The following is a 19,304-nucleotide window of genomic DNA, read 5'->3' on the forward strand; positions in this document are numbered from 1 at the left end:
GCGCTGGCGCAGGTTTTATTCGACGTTGCGCCCTTCGGGGCCGGACATGTCAAAGCCGAGCGCGCGTGCGACGGTAAAGATATCCTTGTCCCCGCGCCCACACATATTCATGCAGATGATGTGATCGGCAGGCAGATCGCCCGCGATTTTCATCACATGAGCCAGCGCGTGGCTGGGCTCCAGCGCAGGAATGATCCCCTCAAGGGTACAGCACAGCTGGAACGCCTCAAGCGCCTCTTTGTCGGTGATCGAGACATATTGCGCGCGCCCGATATCGTGCAGCCACGCATGCTCCGGCCCGATCCCGGGATAGTCGAGCCCCGCAGAGATCGAGAACCCTTCGAGGATCTGTCCGTCATCGTCCTGTAGCAGATAGGTCCGGTTGCCATGCAGCACCCCGGGCCGTCCGCCGGTCAGGGAGGCGCAGTGTTCCATCTTGGCATTCACGCCCTTGCCACCCGCCTCGACGCCGATGATTGCGACATCCTTGTCATCAAGGAAGGGATAGAACAGGCCCATCGCGTTCGACCCGCCACCAATCGCGGCGATCAGCGTATCGGGCACACGGCCCTCGGCCTCTTGCATCTGTTCGCGGACTTCCTTGCCGATGATGCTTTGGAAATCGCGCACCATCGCCGGATAGGGGTGCGGCCCCGCCACCGTGCCGATGCAGTAGAACGTGTCGCGCACGTTGGTCACCCAGTCGCGCAGCGCGTCGTTCATCGCATCCTTCAGCGTACCGCGACCGGACGTGACGGGAATAACCTCGGCCCCCAGCAGGCGCATACGGAACACGTTCGGGGCCTGACGTTCAACGTCATGCGCGCCCATATAAACCACGCATTTCAGCCCGAACTTGGCACAGACAGTGGCCGTGGCCACCCCGTGCTGGCCCGCGCCGGTTTCCGCGATGATCCGCGTTTTGCCCATGCGGCGCGCCAGAATGATCTGGCCCAGCACGTTGTTGATCTTGTGCGCGCCCGTATGGTTCAGTTCGTCCCGCTTGAGATAAATCTTGGCCCCGCCAAGATGCTCGGTCAGGCGCTCGGCATGATACAGCGGGCTTGGACGGCCCACATAGTGCTTCCACAGGAAATCCATCTCGGCCCAGAAACTGTCGTCTGTCTTGGCCTTCTCGTATTCCTCTTCGAGGGACAGGATCAGCGGCATCAGCGTTTCGGATACAAACCGCCCGCCAAAGTCGCCAAAACGTCCCTGTTCGTCGGGGCCGGTCATGAAAGAGTTGAAAAGGTCGTTCGCCATGAGATCCCTCGCGCCATCAGCTTAGGTCGCGTTTATACCTGATGTGCGAGGGGGTAAAGCCAAGCCGCCGCCTGAATGGGGCCGGATCGGTGCGACCCTTTGTGCGCAGGTACGCACCTCGTGTAGATCGGAGCGGGTTTGGTCGCGGAATGCTCTGTGAATTTCCGAACTTACGACGCTTTGGCCGCCGCCACAAAGGCCGCGATCATATCCGCATCCTTCACGCCCGGTGCGCTTTCGACGCCAGAGCTGACATCGACCTGCCGCGCCCCTGTCAGGCGCACCGCTTCGGCCACGTTGTCCGGCGTCAGCCCACCCGCCAGCATCCACGGCACAGGCCAGCGGCGACCCGCGATCAACCGCCAGTCAAAGGACAATCCGTTGCCCCCCGGCAGGTCGGCGTCTTTCGGCGGCTTGGCATCCACCAGTATCTGGTCCGCCACCCGCGCATAGGTGTCCAGCGCGGCCAGATCTTCGGGTCCGGCCACGCCCACGGCTTTCATCACCGGCAGGCCATAGCGGGCCTTGATTTGCGCCACACGTTCGGGGCTTTCCTTGCCGTGCAGTTGCAAGATGTCGAGCGGCACTGTCGCGGTCAGCGCATCAAGCGCTGCATCGTCGGCATTCACGACCAGACCCACCTTGGCGATACCCACAGGCACCTCGAGCGCCAGCGCGCGCGCGGTCTCAAGCGAGACATTGCGCGGCGATTTCTCAAAGAACACCAACCCGACATAGCTCGCCCCCGCCTCAACGCAGGCGGCAACATGTTCGGGGCGGCTGAGGCCGCAAATCTTTACAGAGACAGGGGGCATAGGGGCGGCTTAGCTGGTGCCGTCCAGCAGGGCAAGAACCTCGTCCTCGCCTTGGTGCTTGTCGGCCTTCAGGCGCTTCACTTCACGCTCCAGCCGGCGCACCTCGCGCGCATTGCGGGCGTTTTCGGCACGCACCGAATGTTCGCGCAGGTATTCCCAGATAAACCCGACCAGCAGCCCCACAAGGATACCGCCCATGATCACAAGGAACAGCGGCAACTGGATGCTGGGGGCCACGGCAAATAGGCCCGCAATCTCGGTCGGCAACAGTTGCAAGGTGACCAGACCACGGTTGGCCAACGCCACAGCAATTAGGGCCACCGCAAACAAGGCGATGCAGGCATAGCGGATATAACGCATCAGGCTTTCCCGTTCAGTCGGTCGCGCAACAGCTTGCCGGTCTTGAAGAACGGGACATGCTTTTCCTCGACCTCGACAGTCTCGCCGGTGCGCGGGTTGCGCCCGACACGTGCGTCACGCTTCTTGACCGAAAACGCGCCAAAGCCGCGCAACTCGACACGGTCGCCGCGCGCCATCGCGTTCGTGACCTCGTCGAAAATGGTGTTCACAATCCGCTCAACGTCGCGTTGGTAAAGATGCGGATTTTCGTCGGCGATCTTCAAGATCAGCTCAGACCGGATCATAGCAATTCCCCCCGAAGCGACGCGTCGCCTGCTTGTTTCTTCCGACCCGACTATAGGAAGAATAAATCGTCCCGTGAATAGGAAGCCTTTGGTCTAAGCGGGTTTTTACCGCCTCAAGACCGCTTGGAAGCGCGCCGCGCGCGGGAAATTGGCAGTGATCCCCCGCCGCCATGGCAAACAGGGGGCTTTCACCGGTCGCGCTAACACTGCCGATTCGGAGCGCACAGCAGGGGCGCTGAAATGCGAAAAGGGGCCCGTTTCCGAGCCCCTTCCCTGAATTTCAAGTCGGCGTAAACCGTCTGACTTAGTCTTCGGTCTTCAGAGCCGCGCCAAGGATATCGCCCAAGCTCGCGCCGGAGTCGGAGGAACCATACTGTTCGACGGCCTCTTTCTCTTCTGCGATCTCGCGCGCCTTGATGGACACACCCAGACGACGTGTTTTGCTGTCGATGTTGGTGATGCGCACATCAACCTTGTCACCAACCGAGAAACGCTCGGGGCGCTGTTCGGCACGGTCACGCGACAGGTCGGAGCGGCGGATGAAGGACTTCATGCCTTCGTATTCCACTTCGACACCACCGTCTTCGATGGCTGTCACTTCGACAGTCACGATCGAGCCACGCTTCACGCCGCCAACGGCATCGGCGAACTTGTCGCCGCCAACCGCTTTGATCGAGAGCGAGATACGCTCTTTCTCAACGTCGACTTCGGACACAACCGCTTGGACCATGTCGCCCTTGCGGTAATCCTGAATGGCTTCTTCGCCACGCTGGTCCCAAGACAGGTCGGACAGGTGAACCATGCCGTCGATGTCGCCTGGCAGGCCAACAAACAGACCGAATTCGGTGATGTTTTTGACTTCGCCTTCGACTTCTGTGCCCTCGGGGTGTGTTTCTGCAAACACTTCCCATGGGTTGCGCATGGTCTGTTTCAGGCCAAGGGAAACGCGGCGCTTGGCACCGTCGATTTCCAGAACCATGACTTCGACTTCTTGGCTGGTCGACACGATCTTGCCTGGGTGGACGTTCTTCTTGGTCCACGACATTTCGGAAACGTGCACGAGGCCTTCAACACCTGGCTCCAGCTCAACAAAGGCACCGTAATCGGTGATGTTGGTGACGCGACCGGTGTGCGTGGATTCCAGCGGGTACTTGGCCGCAACCAGATCCCATGGGTCTTCCTGCAACTGCTTCATGCCAAGGCTGATGCGGTGCGTTTCTTTGTTGATCTTGATGACTTGCACCTTGATCGTTTCGCCAATCGTCAGGATTTCCGACGGGTGGTTCACACGACGCCATGCCATGTCGGTGACGTGCAGCAGGCCGTCCACACCGCCAAGGTCCACAAAGGCCCCGTATTCGGTGATGTTCTTGACGACGCCGTCCACGGTCTGGCCTTCGGTCAGGTTGCCGATGACTTCGGCGCGCTGTTCGGCACGCGATTCTTCGAGGATCGCGCGGCGCGACACAACGATGTTGCCACGGCGACGGTCCATTTTCAGAATCTGGAACGGCTGCTTGAGACCCATCAGTGGGCCCGCATCGCGCACGGGGCGCACGTCAACCTGCGAACCGGGCAGGAACGCCACAGCGCCGCCGAGGTCGACAGTGAAGCCACCTTTGACGCGGCCAAAGATCGCGCCTTCGACACGTGCTTCGCCAGCGTATGCAGTTTCCAGACGGTCCCAAGCTTCTTCGCGGCGTGCCATCTCGCGAGAGATAACCGCTTCGCCCTTGGCGTTTTCAGCCGAGCGCAGGAAGACTTCCACTTCGTCGCCAACGGCGATTTCAGGGGCTTCACCTGGGTTTGCGAATTCTTTGAGTTCGACGCGGCCTTCCATCTTGTAGCCTACGTCGATGATGGCCTGACCCGCTTCGATCGCGAGTACTTTGCCTTTAACGACAGACCCTTCTTCGGGTGTGTCCATTTCGAAGCTTTCTTCAAGGAGGGCTTCGAATTCCTCCATCATTTTATCAGCCATGTGGCGTCGTTTTCCTAACTATATCTGTTTTATCGGGCCGTGCGGTTGTCTCCGCCGGTCTGGGATTCGCCCCGCCGAAAGCGGGCTTTATGTGGCCATTCGGGATATAAACCGCAAAACAAAGAGGGCCGGACTGTTCCGACCCTGCTCTTCTCGATGTTCTGCGTGGTGTTTACACCTTAGCGACGTGCGGGCGTATAGCGCTTGTTGGCCATAAGAGCAAGGCCTCTCGGACGCACGGCACCTATCGCAACATGGTAGAACGAAGGTGCCGGATGGCTTCTGGCGGGAACGAGGGGCCAGCCCCTCGCGCTCCCCGAGGTATTTTGAACCCAAAGACAAAGCGCGCCCTTGGCAAGAAACTCACCAAGGGCGTCTTCGGGTACGGCCATCGGCGCCTCCGCCTGTACCGCAGTTCCGAGAAGATCGGATTCTGGTTAATAAACCGTTGCGTCTTTGGGTGAAAAATACCTCGGGGTTTGGGGCAGAGCCCCAAAGACGCAACGTTGGCTTTACAAGGATGCCTTCAGGGTTTCGGCCAAATCGGTCCGCTCCCAGCTAAAGCCGCCATCCGGATCGGGCGCGCGCCCGAAGTGGCCATAGGCCGCCGTGCGCTCATAGACCGGACGATTAAGCGAGAGATGCTCGCGGATGCCGCGTGGTGTCAAATCCATCGCTTTTGCTACGGCGTTCTCAATGGCCGCATTCTCGACCTCGCCGGTGCCGAACGTGTCGCAATAGATCGACAGCGGTCTGGACACACCGATGGCATAGCTCAACTGGATCGTGCATTTGTCGGCCAGTCCTGCCGCCACAACGTTTTTCGCCAGATAGCGCGCGGCATAGGCGGCGGAGCGGTCCACTTTGGTCGGGTCTTTGCCCGAGAACGCACCACCGCCATGGGGCGCGGCACCGCCATAGGTGTCCACTATGATCTTGCGGCCTGTGAGGCCCGCGTCCCCGTCAGGGCCGCCGATCACGAATTTGCCGGTGGGGTTCACGTGCCACTCGGTCGCATCGGTCAGCCAGCCTTCGGGCAGCACTTCGTGGAAGTAGGGGGTGACAATTTCGCGAATATCATTGCTGGTCAGTGACTCGTCGAGGTGTTGTGTCGACAGCACCAGCGAGGACACGCCGACCGGCTTGCCGTCCCGATACACCACTGAAAGCTGCGATTTCGCGTCAGGGCCCAAGACAGGCTCTGTGCCGTTCTTGCGCACTTCGGCCAGACGCCGCAGGATCGCATGGGCGTAATGGATGGGCGCGGGCATAAGCTCGGGCGTTTCCTTGGTCGCAAAACCGAACATGATGCCCTGATCGCCTGCGCCTTCGTCCTTGTCGGCCGCCGCATCCACGCCTTGGGCGATATGGGCCGACTGTTCGTGCAGCAGGTTGGTGATCTTGCAGGTTTCCCAGTGGAACTTGTCCTGCTCGTAGCCGATGTCCTTGATGCAGGCGCGGGCGATTCCGTCGATCTTGCCCATGTAATCGTGCAGTTTGTCCTGATCGCTCAGGCCGACCTCACCGCCGATAACCACGCGGTTCGTGGTTGCGAAAGTCTCGCAAGCCACACGCGCTTCGGGTTCTTCAGCCAGAAAAGCATCCAGAATGGCGTCCGAAATGCGGTCACAGACCTTGTCGGGGTGACCTTCGGAAACGGATTCCGAGGTAAACGTATAGTTCTTGCGGGACATAAGTGCTCCATTTAAAGACCATCCGTCACGTCAGGAAGCCGTTGTGACAGGTTCGGACGCACTTACGCGTTGGGCAGCGTGGCGTCAATCCTGCGCGCACGCAAGCTCCATGCGCGGCGCAACACCAGCGCCCCGATGCCGATCAGCAGGATCAGCGCCCATGGCATGTCGCCCGTGCGCGCATAGAGGGTCGGCGCGGCAGCAGCGGGCAAAGATGCATCGACATATCCCGCCTTGTTCAGGCCAAGCGACGCGGTAATCAGGCCCTTGGGATCAATCACCGCCGAGATGCCTGTGTTCGCCGCCCGCACCATCGCCAGCCCCTGTTCGATCGCACGCATGCGCGCCTGCGCCAGATGCTGTTGCGGGCCCGAACGTGCGCCGAACCATGCGTCATTGGTCAATTGCATCAGGAAAGCAGGGCGTTCTTCGGTGCCGCCAACATCATGGGCAAAGACTGCCTCGTAACAGATCAGGGGCAGTGCATGGCCCATCGCGCCGAGGTCCAGCAATGCAGGCCCCGGCCCTTTGGCATAGCCGCCGTCGGCACGCTGCGCGAGGCCGCCCACATTTATATGCCGGAACAGCGATGCGAACGGCATGTATTCCCCGAACGGCACGAGGTGATGCTTGTCATAGGTCTGTTCGATCTGGCCCGAACTGTCCAACACGACCAGACTGTTGAAATAATCCATGCCCTCGCGTCGTTGCACGCCCAGCACCACGGGGGCACCTTCGGCGGCCTCGGCAATCACATCGAACACGACCTGCGCATTTTCGGCCAGATAGGGCAGCGCGGTTTCCGGCCAGATCACCAGGTCCGGCGTCTTGCCCGCAGCCGTGTATTCGATCTGGCGGTTCATGAAGATCGGGATTTTCGTAGAGTCCCATTTATCACGCTGAGGTGCGTTGGGCTGTACCAGCCGAACCGTGTGCGCGGTCATTGGGGCAGTCCCCTGCCCCACGGGGATCAACCCGAGCGCCATGACTAAAACAAGCGGCGCGACAAGCACCTTGCGCCCGGCCGATACGCACAGCGCGACAAGCAGGAACAGCGCGAGGGTCAGACCATGCGGCCCCAGCCACGCCAGCCCCTGCCCCGCCCAGACATTGACAAGTGACTGCACAGGCGTCGCCCATGGAAATCCCGTGAACAGATAGGCGCGCAACATCTCGGCCCCTGCCCATGTCAGCGTCAGCATCCACGGACGCGCCCCCGCCCAAACGGCAAGACCAAGGGCCGCGCCCCAGAAACTGCCCAGCAGCAACGCCAGCAGCACCAGCGCAAAGGGGCCCATCCAGCCCGTGACAGCCGCATCCACCAGAAACGGCTCAAGAATCCACGTAAGGGTCAGCGCGAAATAGCCCCAGCCCAAGGCCCAGCCCAGCAAACAGGCCTCACGCCCGTTGCGCGCTATGCCCAGCAGCGCAAAGCCCGCCAGCACTGGCACGAAGATCGCAATCACAAAGTCGAAAGGCGCATGGGCCAGCGCACCGCACGCGCCCGCCGCTGCGGCAAGTGCCAAGCGCGCCCATCGCGGCAGCGCCGCGAAACGCGCGGCCAGTTTGGTCATTCTGCGGCGTCCCGCCCTTGCAGGCGCACGCGCATCCGCTTGATCCGGCGCGGGTCGGCGTCGATCACCTCGAACTCGGGCCCGTCGGGATGTGGCACAACCTCGCCCCGTGCAGGCACACGACCGGCCAGCATAAAGACCAAGCCGCCCAACGTGTCGATCTCTTCCTCGTCCACATCATCATGGGTGGTCAGGGATACACCGATCTCGTTCTCGAACTCGTCTAACGGTGTCTTGGCCAGAACAAGGTAAGACCCCGTTTTCTCGCGGGTAAAGAGCACGTCCTCATCCACGTCATGCTCGTCCTCGATCTCGCCAACCACCTGTTCGATGAGGTCTTCAATGGTGACCAGCCCGTCGACCCCGCCATATTCGTCGATGACGAGGGCCATGTGGCGCCGTTCGGTCTGCATCTTGGTCAGCAACACGCCGATAGTCATGGACGGAGGCACAAACAGCAACGGGCGCAGGCCCGCACGCAGGTCGAAATCCTTGGACCCGCCGTTAAAGCCGTAATCCAGCGCAATATCCTTGAGGTGGGCGAACCCGATGGGCGTGTCGATGGTGCCTTCGAACACAGGCAAGCGCGTAAGACCGCTTTCCTTGAACACCGCCACCAGTTCTTCCAGCGACACCGTATCGGGAACAGCCGTGATTTCGGCCATGGGCACGGCCACGTCCTCGACCCGCATACGGCGCAGGTTCATGATGCCGTGGCTTTGAGGGCGCGGCGACAGCGGCAAGTGGTCGCCTTCGGTCATGTCCTCGGACGGGCTGAGCGCGCCAATCACGCGTGCAAAAAATCCGCCCTGTGGACCCTGTTGGTCCGTGTCAATTTCTGACTGCGCGCGTTGCGCCGCGTCAGACGATCCGTCGTTTTCGCCCATCGGCTCCTGTCCAATTTACCCTGCCCCCCACAGCGGGGTGCAGGCGATTTGCCCTAATATGGGTCAGCAACCCCCAGCATGCCAAGCAATTTGACCTCAATGGCCTCCATACGCGTGGCGTCTTTGTCACGGATATGGTCATAGCCGAGCAAATGTAAAACCCCGTGAATGATCAAATGCGTCACATGGGCCTGAAACGGCTTACCATGTTCTTCGGCCTCGCGGGCACATGTTTCATAGGCGATGGCAATGTCGCCAAGCGAAAACGTGCCGTCCGGATCGGCGCTTGGTGCGAAAGGTGCGTCACCATCATCTTCCGCGCTTAGGTCTTCTTCGGGCCAGCTCAGCACATTGGTCGGGGTCGGCTTGCCGCGAAATTCCTCGTTCAGTGTGGCGATGCGCGCATCATCACAGGCAAGGATCGAGAATTCCGCGTCGCCCAGACCGAACTCGGCCAGCACGATATCCGTTGCGCGGCCCGCAATGCTTTCTAAATCGCAGGCGGCCCAACGTTCATCCTCAATCACGATATCCATGCTCATTTCGCGGCGCGGTCCCATGCCATGCAATACGAAGCCGCACTAGGGTGCGCGTCTGCCAATAAGATCATGCGCGCGCGTTCGCTTCGGTATCGGCCTCGTAGGCTTCGATGATGGCCGCAACCAGCGGGTGGCGCACAACATCCTTCGAGGTGAAGTAGTTGAACCCGATCTTGGGTACGGATTTCAGCAACCGTTCCGCATCCGCCAGCCCCGAAGCCACGCCACGCGGCAGGTCAACCTGCGTGCGGTCACCGGTGATGACCATGCGCGACCCTTCACCCAAACGGGTCAGGAACATCTTCATCTGCATCGTGGTGGCGTTTTGCGCCTCGTCCAGCACAACAAATGCGCGCGACAGGGTGCGGCCCCGCATAAAGGCCAATGGCGCGATCTCGATCGCCTTGTCCTCTTTTAGCTTGGCCAACTGCTTGCCCGGAAGGAAATCCTGCAACGCGTCGTAAAGCGGCTGCATATAGGGATCGACCTTCTCCTCTTGCGTGCCGGGAAGGAAGCCAAGCCGCTCGCCCGCCTCGACAGCGGGACGACACAGGATGATCCGGTCCACATGGCCCGAGATGAACATCGACACGCCCACAGCCACGGCCAGATAGGTCTTGCCCGTACCCGCAGGCCCGATGCCAAAGGCCATTTCATTGTCGAACAGCGACTGGACATAGGCCTTTTGCGCGTCAGTGCGCGGTTCGACCAGTTTCTTGCGGGTCTTGATCTCGATCCGGTTGCCCACAGGCATTTCCAGCTGATCGCCCGATTGCGTGCCGGTGTCCTCTTCGGACCCGCCCATGCGCAATTCGCGATCCACATCTCCCGGCTCGACTCCCTTGCCTGCCTCAAGACGCAGGTACAGCGCGTTCAGCACGGCGGCCGCGCGGGATGCGCCGTCTTCCTCGCCCAGGATGGCGAGCACATTGCCACGGCGCACGATCTGCACCTCCAGCGCGGTTTCTATGGCGGTCAGATGCCCGTCATAGGGGCCACACAGATCAATCAGCAATCTGTTGTCGGGAAATTCAAGAACCACTTCTTTCGGCGGTTGATCCAAAGTCAATGCCTGCTCCTTTGAGTCGGTGTTTCCCAAGCGTCGCAAGTTCCAAACAGCGGCGCAATGCGGTCTGGGCCATTTTCGCATTTCTGCAACAAAAAAGGCCGGAGCGTGCTCACGCTCCGGCCTTTCAGACAATTCTTGCCGATTTTAGTTCGGGTCGCCAACGCCCGATCCGCCTTTGAAGTCGCCAACGGTCTGTGTGGGCTGCGCCACGCCAGAGCAGACGGGCTTGCCATATTTGTCCAGACGCGCCGACAGGTACCCTTCGAGGCCGTCGTCGATGATCCAGTGGTCACAGCCGTTCGGGTCGACCCAGATACCGGCGCGCAGCTGGCTCAGGTCTTTGCTGTCAAAACCACGGTCGATTGTTTTGTCCGCCGGATAACCGCCGTCACAGGCCGCGACGCCAAGGGCCGCGATCAGAAGGGGGACGAATTTCAGTTTAGTCATTTTAATGCCCCTTACTGAATGCAAATGATTTCAACGCGACGGTTCTTGGCCATGCCACCCGCCGTGCTGTTGGAGGCTGCTGGCACCCGTTCACCCAGACCGCGCACATCGGCGATCCGTGCACCGGCCTGCTGCGCCACAGAGGCAACGGCGTTGGCACGGTTCAGCGACAGACGCATGTTATAAGCGTCAGAGGCGCGGCTGTCGGTGTGGCCCACGATGATAAAGCTGGTCGCGGTCGAGTTCTGAAAGAACTGCGCCAGACGCTGGCGGCCCGCTGCGTGGATGCGGTGGCTGTCGGTGGCAAAGAACTGGTCGGACTGCATCACGCCGCACAGGTTGCCACGGCGACAAACCGGAATGCCTTTGCGGTTGGTGTGCGGGGTCATGTAACCTTCGGCCCCGTCGTCCATAACCCAGTGCTCGCACCCGTCGGGATCAACCCAGATCGTTGGAATATACTGGCCCTTGTCACGTCCGCCTTGCGAGCGTGTCTGACCGAATGCCTGTGCGGCCGCGTCCGAAGCAATCAAGGACGTCAGTGCCACAGCGGTGACAGCCGCTGTTGTCAGAAATTTCTTTGCTGTTCGGGAAAACAAGTTCTTCACAGTTCTGTCCCTTTATTGTTGGTCCCCCGCAGGGGTCGACAACACGTTTAAACGAGACCGACCCTTGCCACACTGCTGCAAACAGTAGGCAAAGTTTAATGATCTGTGAAGCGGTAATTACCAGATATTGTGTCGATTTTGGCGACACTTACCAAGAACAGGGCACATTACAGCGACAATTTCGCCAAATAGGGGATATTAGATCAATTCTCCCGCAAGCGAATTTGTACCGGCTGACACGATTCTGACCGGCGCGATATCCCCCACGGCAACATTTGCGTCCGCTACGTGCACCGCATGCAGATAATCGGACTTGCCAACCATCTGTCCCTCAAGGCGACCTGCCTTTTCAAACAAGACCTTAACGGTACGCCCCACCATGCCTTGCTGGATCTCTTGCTGCTGCTGGGTGATTAGTGCTTGCAGGCGTTGCAGGCGGTCGTCGGCCTCGGCCACATCGACCTGCGCGCGCTCTGCCGCCGGCGTTCCGGGACGGGTCGAGTATTTGAAGGAATAGGCATAGCCGTATTTCACTTCGTTCACCAAATCGAGCGTGGCTTGGAAATCTTCTTCGGTTTCTTCGGGGAAACCGACAATGAAATCGCCCGACATCACAATATCGGGGCGCGCGGCGCGAATACGTTCGATCAGACGTAAATAGCTTTCGGCGGTGTGGCTGCGGTTCATCCGTTTGAGGATGCGGTCGCTGCCCGATTGCACGGGCAAATGCAGATAGGGCATCAGCTTGGCGCATTCGCCATGGGCCGCGATCAGATCGTCGGACATGTCGTTGGGGTGCGAGGTGGTAAAGCGGATACGCTCGAGCCCGTCGATACGGTCCAGATCCCAGATCAGCTTGGCCAGAGTATAATCCGATCCGTCCGGCCCTGCGCCGTGATAGGCGTTCACATTCTGGCCCAGCAGAGTGATCTCGCGCACGCCGCGTTCAACCAGATCGCGCGCTTCGTCCAGAATGCGACCGGCGGGGCGACTGACTTCGGCACCACGGGTATAGGGGACCACGCAGAAGGCGCAGAATTTATCGCACCCTTCCTGCACGGTCAGAAACGCCGCAGGGGCACGGGGTGCTTTGGGGCGCGATTTCAACCGTTCGAATTTGTCCTCTTCGGGGAAATCTGTATCCAGCGCTTTTTCACCCGCGCGGGCCTTCGCCTCCATCTCGGGCAGGCGGTGATAGCTTTGCGGGCCGACCACCAGATCGACAGCAGGCTGGCGGCGCATGATCTCGGCCCCTTCGGCCTGCGCCACACATCCGGCAACACCGATCTTCAGATCGGGTTTGTCGGTTTTCAGTGCTTTCAAACGCCCCAACTCGGAATACACCTTCTCCGCCGCCTTCTCGCGGATGTGGCAGGTGTTCAGCAAAATCATATCCGCATCGTCGGCGGACTTCGTCTCGACATAGCCCTGCCCGCCAAGCGCCTCGGCCATGCGTTCACTGTCATAGACGTTCATCTGGCAACCATATGTCTTGATGAACAGCTTTTTCGGCGTCGTCATTGGGGCATCCAAGGCTAGGGAAAGATCAAGGTGGCGATGTATCAGTGCGGCACTTCTCTTGCAATGCGTCGCAGTTTGGCCGAATGAAAGGGGGATATCCCCAACACCCGACACGCCATGCACTTTGACAACCTTGCCAGTTTCCAGAAAGACCGCGACGCGGTTCCCAAGAAAGGCCCTGTGGCGCTGGTACTGGTCGAAGACGAGATCGAGGTCGACACCACCCTGCGTCACAACCAGCAGGCGGGGTTCAAACATGTGATCGCCTGTATGCCTGCGGGGTTCGACCTGCCCCGCGACCTTGTCGATAGTGTGATCCGCATTGATTACGACATGTCTGTCGCCGGCGCTATGGAACATGCGGTCAACACGATGATCCAGACGCTGCCGGTCGGGACGTGGATGTATTACTGCTATAACGCGGAATTCCTGTTCCACCCGTTCTGCGAGACGCGGACCATCGGGGAAATGCTGGCCTTCCATACCGAGGAACGGCGCAGCGCGATGCTGACCTATGTGATCGACCTTTATGCGGACGATCTAGACCAGTACCCGAACGCCGTCGCGCTTGACCGCGCACATCTGGACCGCTCGGGCTATTATGCACTGGCGCGGCCAGACGCGCATGGCCACCCCAAAGAACGGCAGTTAGATTTCTTTGGCGGCCTGCGCTGGCGGTACGAGGAACACGTGCCCGAAGCGCGGCGCAAAATCGACCGCATCGCCCTGTTCAAAACCAAGGCGGGTCTGAAAGTGCGTGATGACCACACGTTCAACGACGAGGAATACAACACCTATTCCTGCAAGTGGCACCACAACCTGACATCGGCCATCTGTTCCTTCCGCACGGCCAAGGCGCTCAAGCTGAATCCCGGCAGTACTTTCGATATCAGAACGTTCAAATGGCACAACTCGGCCCCGTTTGAATGGCATTCGCGCCAGTTGCTTGATCTGGGGCTGATGGAGCCGGGGCAGTGGTTTTAAGGGCTGCACTCGCGCTTCGCTGATGGCGCACGTTTTCGACCTACGCGCCGAAACGCCCCCTTACCGCAGGATCGGAAACCAGTCCTCGCGCAGACGTTGACCGGCGACCATCCCGTGCCCCGGGAAGGGTGGCGAGGTCGGACCGGGCCGATCGGCATAGCGCGCATCATCCCCCACCAGCCGCAGCGAAAACGCCCTGCGCCGCGACGTGCTTTGGTTGCCGCGTGCGCCGTGCAGCGTGCGAAAGTGAAAAGCCACGGCATCCCCCGGTTCCATTTCGAACTCGACGATCCGCATTCCTTCGGCCTCGGGGTCGGGCACGGGGATGTAGTCGCCCTCGAAGAACGCGGTTTCAGACACCCACCGCGTCGGCACCACATCCTTGGGCCAGCGATGCGATCCTGCGACGCAGCGCAAGGTCGCGTCCTTGACTGGATCAAGGGGCGACCAGAAACTGACGGTTTGCGTACCCTGCACAAAGTAATAGGGCCCGTCCTGATGCCACGGGGTCGCCATCGAGGTTCCCGGTTCCTTGACCAGCACATGATCGTGGAACATCTGCACCGACTGCGACCCCATCAGCGTCGCGGCGGTGTCGATCACATCGGCACTGCGCACCGCGCCATGAAATTCCGGTATCCGGTGCCAATTGCAATAATCGTCAAAGAAAAGCCCCGTTTCACCCGCGCGGTCATTGGTCGACGCATAGGGGCCAGGTTCGGCCATGTTGCGCGCAACCCCTGCCCGCAACGCCTCCACATAATCGGCAAACAGGCCACGGATCAGGACAACCCCGTCCCGTTGATAGGTGGCGGCGTCATCCGAACTGGCAAAGGACATAACGGATCAGGACTTGCGGCGCAGCCGGATCACCACATCGACCGAGGCAATCTCGGCCCCTTCGGGCGCATCGGGCAATTGCGCGATCACCAACTGGTCAGAAGGTGCATCGGTCAGGCGCGCATCATCTTCCCAGAAGAAATGCGGGTGATCATGGGTGTTTGTGTCGAAATAGCTTTTGGAGCCGTCAACGGTGACTTCCTGTACCAAGCCCGCGTCGCAAAAAGCGCGCAACGTGTTGTAGACGGTGGCAAGGGACACGGCCTCGCCCTGCGATTTGGCGGCCTCAAACAGGCTCTCGGCGGTGACATGGCGGTGCTGCCCGTCACCGATCAGCAAAGCGGCCAGCGTCACACGCTGGCGCGTAGGGCGCAGTCCCGCGCCCGCCAGCCATGTGGTTCCCACCTCGTGTTGATCCAGTGCCATTGCGATCCTCAACTTCCGTTCCCGCTATATAAAGGGCCGTAGAAGCCGAATTCAATTGGAAATAGGGCCACGCCCGATTTGCTACGGGCGCGATGCACATATGCCGGACCTGCCTTGGATGCGAATTTGCTGGCCACGCAGTCAGCGCGCGCAGCACATCCGGCGGCATCCGGCGCGCCCTTGCGTGGCACGGTCACGCGGTGCTAGATGGATCAAAGTCCGGTACAGACCGGTAAATGTGCGCAATTATGAGGAAAATATGGCAGATTATCCCACCAGCTTTGACAAAGAGGGATTGCTGAAATGCGCCCGCGGCGAATTGTTCGGACCTGGAAATGCACAATTGCCCGCGCCTCCGATGCTGATGATGGACCGGATCACCGATGTCTCCGCCGATGGCGGCGCGCATGGCAAGGGCCACATCACGGCCGAATTCGATATCACGCCCGACCTGTGGTTCTTTGACTGCCACTTTCCCGGCAACCCGATCATGCCCGGCTGTCTTGGACTGGACGGCCTGTGGCAACTTACTGGCTTCAACCTTGGCTGGCGCGGCTGGCAGGGGCGCGGCTATGCCCTTGGCGTTGGCGAAGTGAAGCTGAAAGGCATGGTGCGCCCTGACCGCAAGATGCTGACCTACAAGATCGACTTTACCAAAGCCGTGCAAACCCGCCGCCTGACCATGGGTGTCGCGGACGGTATCGTAGAGGCGGATGGCGAGGTCATTTATGAGGTCAAAGACATGAAAGTCGCGCTGAGCGAAAGCTGAGGCGGCAAAGCGGATGCCATCGCGCATATCGCTGTCACGACCGAAACATAACGCGGGGGGCCAACGGGCTGCCCGCGACGACCGCAAGGTGACGCAAAGGGGGCACGGGCGGGATGATCTCATATGTCACCGTGGGTGCCGATGACCTTGCCCTCGCCAAACGCTTCTACTGCGCCTTCCTGCCTGCCCTTGGCTATACCCTGTCCGAAGGGCCCGAGGGCCTCACCTTTGCCTTGCCCGTGGCGGAAGGTGACAAACCCGTGTTTCCCGACTTCTATGTGAAACCGCCCTTTGATGGCGGCGCGGCCTCTGCCGGAAACGCGGCGATGGTGGCCTTCGAGGCCCCAAACCAGCATAGCGTGCGCGCCCTGCATGCCGCCGCGCTATCGGTGGGTGGTACGGATGAGGGCCAGCCGGGATTTCGCGCCGACTACGGGGCGCGTTTCTATGTCAGCTATCTGCGCGACCCCCAAGGCAACAAGATCGCGCTGTTCTCCTCCAACCCCGACGACCCCGCCCGCGACGGATAGGACGTGCGGCCCCGCAGCGGCGCTTGCCGATCGCACTGCGACAAAAGCGCGACCTCTTGCCCAAATCACCGCCCAAGCCCCGCATCCCCCTGCCAATATGGTTGCGCGCCCGTGCTCCTGTGTCCTACATGGGGCGCAACATAATAGATGAAGGAGCCCGCGTATGCGCCGTGTCGTCGTCACAGGATTGGGCATCGTCTCGTCCATCGGGAATAACGTGGACGAGGTTCTGGCCTCGCTCAAATCGGGCACGTCCGGCATCGTCGCCAGCCCTGAAATGGCCGAACACGGCTTTCGCAGCCAGATAGCGGGCACCCTGAAACTGGATGTCACCGAGCATGTGGAAAAACGCACCCTGCGTTTCATGGGCCCCGGCGCGGCATTCGGCCATATCGCAATGAGTCAGGCGATTGCCGACGCGGGTCTTGAGGAAAGCGATATCGTAAACCCGCGCACCGGACTTGTGGCCGGTTCGGGCGGGCCGTCCACGTCGGCCATGCTCAGCGCGCACCAGACGGTGCTGAAAACCGGTGCGACCAAGCGGATCGGCCCTTTTGCGGTGCCGAAATGCATGTCCTCGACCATCAGCGCGAACCTTGCGACCGCGTTCAAGATCAAGGGCATCAACTACTCCATCACCTCGGCCTGTTCGACCTCTCTGCACTGCATTGGCAACGCTGCCGAACAGATCATGATGGGCAAGCAGGACGTCATGTTCGCAGGCGGTGCCGAAGAACTGGACTGGACCCTGTCCTGCCTGTTCGATGCGATGGGCGCGATGTCCTCGAAATACAACGACACCCCCACCACGGCCAGCCGCGCCTTTGACGCCAACCGCGACGGGTTCGTGATTTCCGGCGGCGGCGGCATCGTTGTTCTGGAGGAACTGGAACATGCCCGCGCCCGTGGTGCAAAAATCTATGCCGAAGTGACCGGCTATGCCGCCACATCCGACGGCCACGACATGGTTGCCCCGTCCGGCGAAGGCGGCGAACGCGCCATGCGTGTCGCCCTGCAAACCCTGCCCGAAGGGCGCAGCGTCGACTACATCAACGCGCACGGCACATCGACGCCCGTGGGCGATGTGGGCGAGATCGAAGCCGTGCGCCGCGTCTTCGGCCAAGGCTCCACCCCGCCCGTCAGCTCGACCAAGTCGATGACCGGCCACGCCCAAGGGGCCGCCGGCGCGCTCGAAGCGATCTTTAGCCTATTGATGCTGGAACACGACTTTATTGCGCCCTCCATCAACGTCGAAACACTGGACCCCGCCATCGATCCATCCGAGATCGCAACCGAATTGCGCAGCAATGCGGGGCTGGACAGCGTGATGACGAACTCTTTCGGGTTCGGTGGCACCAACGGGTCGATGATCCTTTCGAAATTTCACGGGTAAGAAATAGACATGTCGGATTTGTTAAAAGGGAAACGCGGCCTCGTCATGGGCGTCGCCAATGAACGCTCTATTGCGTGGGGTATTGCCAAGGCGATGGCAGACGCGGGCGCAGAGCTTGCCTTTACCTATCAGGGCGAGGCTTTCGGCAAACGGCTTGAGCCGCTGGCGGCAAGCGTCGGGTCGGATTTCATGGTGGATGTGGACGTGACCGATGACGCGTCGCTGGATGCCGCGTTTGCGGCCCTGTCGTCGCGCTGGCCCACAATCGACTTCGTCGTGCACGCCGTTGCCTTTTCCGACAAATCCGAACTGACGGGGCGGTTCCTGAACACCAGCCGCGCCAACTTCAAGAACTCGATGGATATCAGCGCCTACAGCTTTATCGAAGTGGCCCGCCGCGCCCATCCGCTGATGGTCGACAATGGCGGAACGCTGCTGACGCTGACCTATCAGGGGTCCAACCGCGTTGTGCCGAATTACAACGTGATGGGCGTTGCCAAGGCGGCGCTGGAATCCGCAACGCGCTATCTGGCCAACGACCTTGGCCCCGAAGGCATCCGCGTCAACGCCATCTCGCCCGGCCCAATGAAAACGCTCGCGGGCGCGGCCATCGGCGGCGCACGCAAGACCTACAAGCACACCGACCAGAACGCCCCGCTGCGCGCCAATGCCACGCTCGAAGCAGTGGGCGGCACGGCTGTCTACCTGTGCTCGGATGCGGGGGCCTGCACGACCGGAGAAATCATCCGCGTCGACGGCGGCTTTCACGTACTGGGCATGCCACAACCCGACCACCTTTGATGGGCCTCGGCTGTGGCGCGGATCAATGCGCCGCAGACCGCCCCAGCTGCCTCAACAGGATCACATTCATGACGACGAACAAACGTATCGTACTGTCGAGCGACCACGCCGCGATTGACACACGCCAGGCCATCGCCGCGCACATCCAGTCCAAGGGATGGGAGGTCGTGGACATCGGCCCCACCACCACCGAAAGCACGCACTATCCCGAACACGGCGCGGCGGCTGCCGCCCGCGTGGCGTCAGGTGACTGCCGCTTTGGTATCATCCTGTGCGGGACCGGTCAGGGCATCATGATGGCCGCGAACAAGGTGAACGGCATCCGCTGTGGCACCTGTCACGACACGTTTTCCGCCCGCATGATCCGTCAGCACAACGATGCCAACATGCTGTCGATGGGCGTGCGCGTGATCGGCGAAGGGCTTGCGCTGGATGTTGTGGATGCGTTCCTGTCTGCCGAGTTCGAAGGCGGGCGTCACGCCACACGCGTGGACATGATCAAGGCACTTGAGTGCTGAC

21 protein-coding genes and 1 riboswitch are annotated in these 19,304 nt (G+C 60.7%); of the genes, 6 read left to right on the forward strand and 15 right to left on the reverse strand.

Annotated elements, in window-relative coordinates; all coding sequences use genetic code 11:
- Positions 1-15: 15 nt before the first annotated feature.
- The 13 genes from trpB to miaB form a co-directional block, all read right to left on the reverse strand.
- Positions 16-1,263: a tryptophan synthase subunit beta gene (gene trpB / locus AC6GQJ_RS06755; protein ID WP_500773036.1), complete on the reverse strand. Its 1,248-nt coding sequence runs from the start codon at positions 1,261-1,263 to the stop codon at positions 16-18.
- A 170-nt stretch (positions 1,264-1,433) separates the two neighbouring features.
- A complete protein-coding gene (locus AC6GQJ_RS06760; RefSeq protein ID WP_500773038.1) occupies positions 1,434-2,078 on the reverse strand; it encodes a phosphoribosylanthranilate isomerase in 645 nt (214 codons plus the stop codon).
- 9 nt (positions 2,079-2,087) lie between these two features.
- A complete protein-coding gene (locus AC6GQJ_RS06765) occupies positions 2,088-2,438 on the reverse strand; it encodes a LapA family protein (protein WP_500773040.1) in 351 nt (116 codons plus the stop codon).
- Entirely contained in the window at positions 2,438-2,722 is a 285-nt protein-coding gene (ihfB, locus tag AC6GQJ_RS06770) for an integration host factor subunit beta (RefSeq protein WP_500773041.1), read from the reverse strand. The genes AC6GQJ_RS06765 and ihfB overlap by 1 nt, the downstream gene beginning before the upstream one ends.
- A gap of 304 nt (positions 2,723-3,026) precedes the next feature.
- Entirely contained in the window at positions 3,027-4,703 is a 1,677-nt protein-coding gene (gene rpsA, locus AC6GQJ_RS06775; protein ID WP_500773043.1) for a 30S ribosomal protein S1, read from the reverse strand.
- A gap of 512 nt (positions 4,704-5,215) precedes the next feature.
- Positions 5,216-6,397: a methionine adenosyltransferase gene (gene metK, locus AC6GQJ_RS06780; protein WP_500773045.1), complete on the reverse strand. Its 1,182-nt coding sequence runs from the start codon at positions 6,395-6,397 to the stop codon at positions 5,216-5,218.
- 3 nt (positions 6,398-6,400) lie between these two features.
- A riboswitch (SAM-SAH riboswitch) is annotated at positions 6,401-6,450 on the reverse strand.
- 9 nt (positions 6,451-6,459) lie between these two features.
- Positions 6,460-7,971, reverse strand: coding sequence for an apolipoprotein N-acyltransferase (lnt, locus tag AC6GQJ_RS06785; RefSeq protein ID WP_500773046.1), 1,512 nt, complete (start codon positions 7,969-7,971; stop codon positions 6,460-6,462).
- The gene (locus AC6GQJ_RS06790; protein ID WP_500773048.1) at positions 7,968-8,858 is read right to left on the reverse strand and encodes a hemolysin family protein; all 891 of its coding nucleotides are present in this window, start codon (positions 8,856-8,858) and stop codon (positions 7,968-7,970) included. Before AC6GQJ_RS06790 ends, lnt begins: the two co-directional genes overlap by 4 nt.
- A gap of 53 nt (positions 8,859-8,911) precedes the next feature.
- Positions 8,912-9,400, reverse strand: coding sequence for an rRNA maturation RNase YbeY (gene ybeY, locus AC6GQJ_RS06795; RefSeq protein ID WP_500773050.1), 489 nt, complete (start codon positions 9,398-9,400; stop codon positions 8,912-8,914).
- A 64-nt stretch (positions 9,401-9,464) separates the two neighbouring features.
- The gene (locus AC6GQJ_RS06800) at positions 9,465-10,466 is read right to left on the reverse strand and encodes a PhoH family protein (protein WP_500773052.1); all 1,002 of its coding nucleotides are present in this window, start codon (positions 10,464-10,466) and stop codon (positions 9,465-9,467) included.
- A 144-nt stretch (positions 10,467-10,610) separates the two neighbouring features.
- Positions 10,611-10,913 (reverse strand): hypothetical protein, encoded by a 303-nt coding sequence (locus AC6GQJ_RS06805; RefSeq protein WP_500773054.1) that lies wholly within the window; start codon positions 10,911-10,913, stop codon positions 10,611-10,613.
- 11 nt (positions 10,914-10,924) lie between these two features.
- Positions 10,925-11,521 carry an OmpA family protein gene (locus AC6GQJ_RS06810; RefSeq protein WP_500773056.1) on the reverse strand — a complete coding sequence of 199 codons (597 nt, stop codon included), beginning with the start codon at positions 11,519-11,521 and terminating at the stop codon, positions 10,925-10,927.
- Between the two features lie 198 nt (positions 11,522-11,719).
- Complete coding sequence (gene miaB / locus AC6GQJ_RS06815) at positions 11,720-13,042, reverse strand: tRNA (N6-isopentenyl adenosine(37)-C2)-methylthiotransferase MiaB (protein WP_500773058.1); 1,323 nt, start codon at positions 13,040-13,042, stop codon at positions 11,720-11,722.
- Positions 13,043-13,159: 117 nt separating this feature from the next.
- Here miaB and AC6GQJ_RS06820 point away from each other — a divergent pair, with 117 nt between their 5' ends.
- Positions 13,160-14,026, forward strand: coding sequence for a glycosyltransferase family protein (locus AC6GQJ_RS06820; protein ID WP_500773060.1), 867 nt, complete (start codon positions 13,160-13,162; stop codon positions 14,024-14,026).
- Between the two features lie 60 nt (positions 14,027-14,086).
- Here the strand turns inward: AC6GQJ_RS06820 and AC6GQJ_RS06825 are convergent, their stop codons facing one another.
- On the reverse strand, positions 14,087-14,866 hold the full coding sequence (locus tag AC6GQJ_RS06825) for a phytanoyl-CoA dioxygenase family protein (protein ID WP_500773062.1): 780 nt from the start codon (positions 14,864-14,866) through the stop codon (positions 14,087-14,089).
- Between the two features lie 6 nt (positions 14,867-14,872).
- Positions 14,873-15,292, reverse strand: a complete 420-nt coding sequence (irrA, locus tag AC6GQJ_RS06830; RefSeq protein WP_500773064.1) for an iron response transcriptional regulator IrrA — start codon at positions 15,290-15,292, stop codon at positions 14,873-14,875.
- Between the two features lie 259 nt (positions 15,293-15,551).
- Here irrA and fabA point away from each other — a divergent pair, with 259 nt between their 5' ends.
- The 5 genes from fabA to rpiB all read left to right on the forward strand — a co-directional run bounded on the left by fabA (position 15,552) and on the right by rpiB (position 19,303).
- Positions 15,552-16,061, forward strand: coding sequence for a bifunctional 3-hydroxydecanoyl-ACP dehydratase/trans-2-decenoyl-ACP isomerase (gene fabA / locus AC6GQJ_RS06835; RefSeq protein ID WP_500773066.1), 510 nt, complete (start codon positions 15,552-15,554; stop codon positions 16,059-16,061).
- A 113-nt stretch (positions 16,062-16,174) separates the two neighbouring features.
- Positions 16,175-16,591, forward strand: a complete 417-nt coding sequence (locus tag AC6GQJ_RS06840) for a VOC family protein (protein WP_500773068.1) — start codon at positions 16,175-16,177, stop codon at positions 16,589-16,591.
- A 163-nt stretch (positions 16,592-16,754) separates the two neighbouring features.
- Positions 16,755-17,984, forward strand: coding sequence for a beta-ketoacyl-ACP synthase I (gene fabB / locus AC6GQJ_RS06845; protein ID WP_500773070.1), 1,230 nt, complete (start codon positions 16,755-16,757; stop codon positions 17,982-17,984).
- Positions 17,985-17,993: 9 nt separating this feature from the next.
- Positions 17,994-18,785: an enoyl-ACP reductase FabI gene (locus AC6GQJ_RS06850; protein WP_500773072.1), complete on the forward strand. Its 792-nt coding sequence runs from the start codon at positions 17,994-17,996 to the stop codon at positions 18,783-18,785.
- A 68-nt stretch (positions 18,786-18,853) separates the two neighbouring features.
- Positions 18,854-19,303 (forward strand): ribose 5-phosphate isomerase B, encoded by a 450-nt coding sequence (gene rpiB, locus AC6GQJ_RS06855; RefSeq protein WP_500773074.1) that lies wholly within the window; start codon positions 18,854-18,856, stop codon positions 19,301-19,303.
- Position 19,304: the final 1 nt, after the last annotated feature.

The organism is Tateyamaria sp. 7Alg 36, from assembly GCF_059882455.1.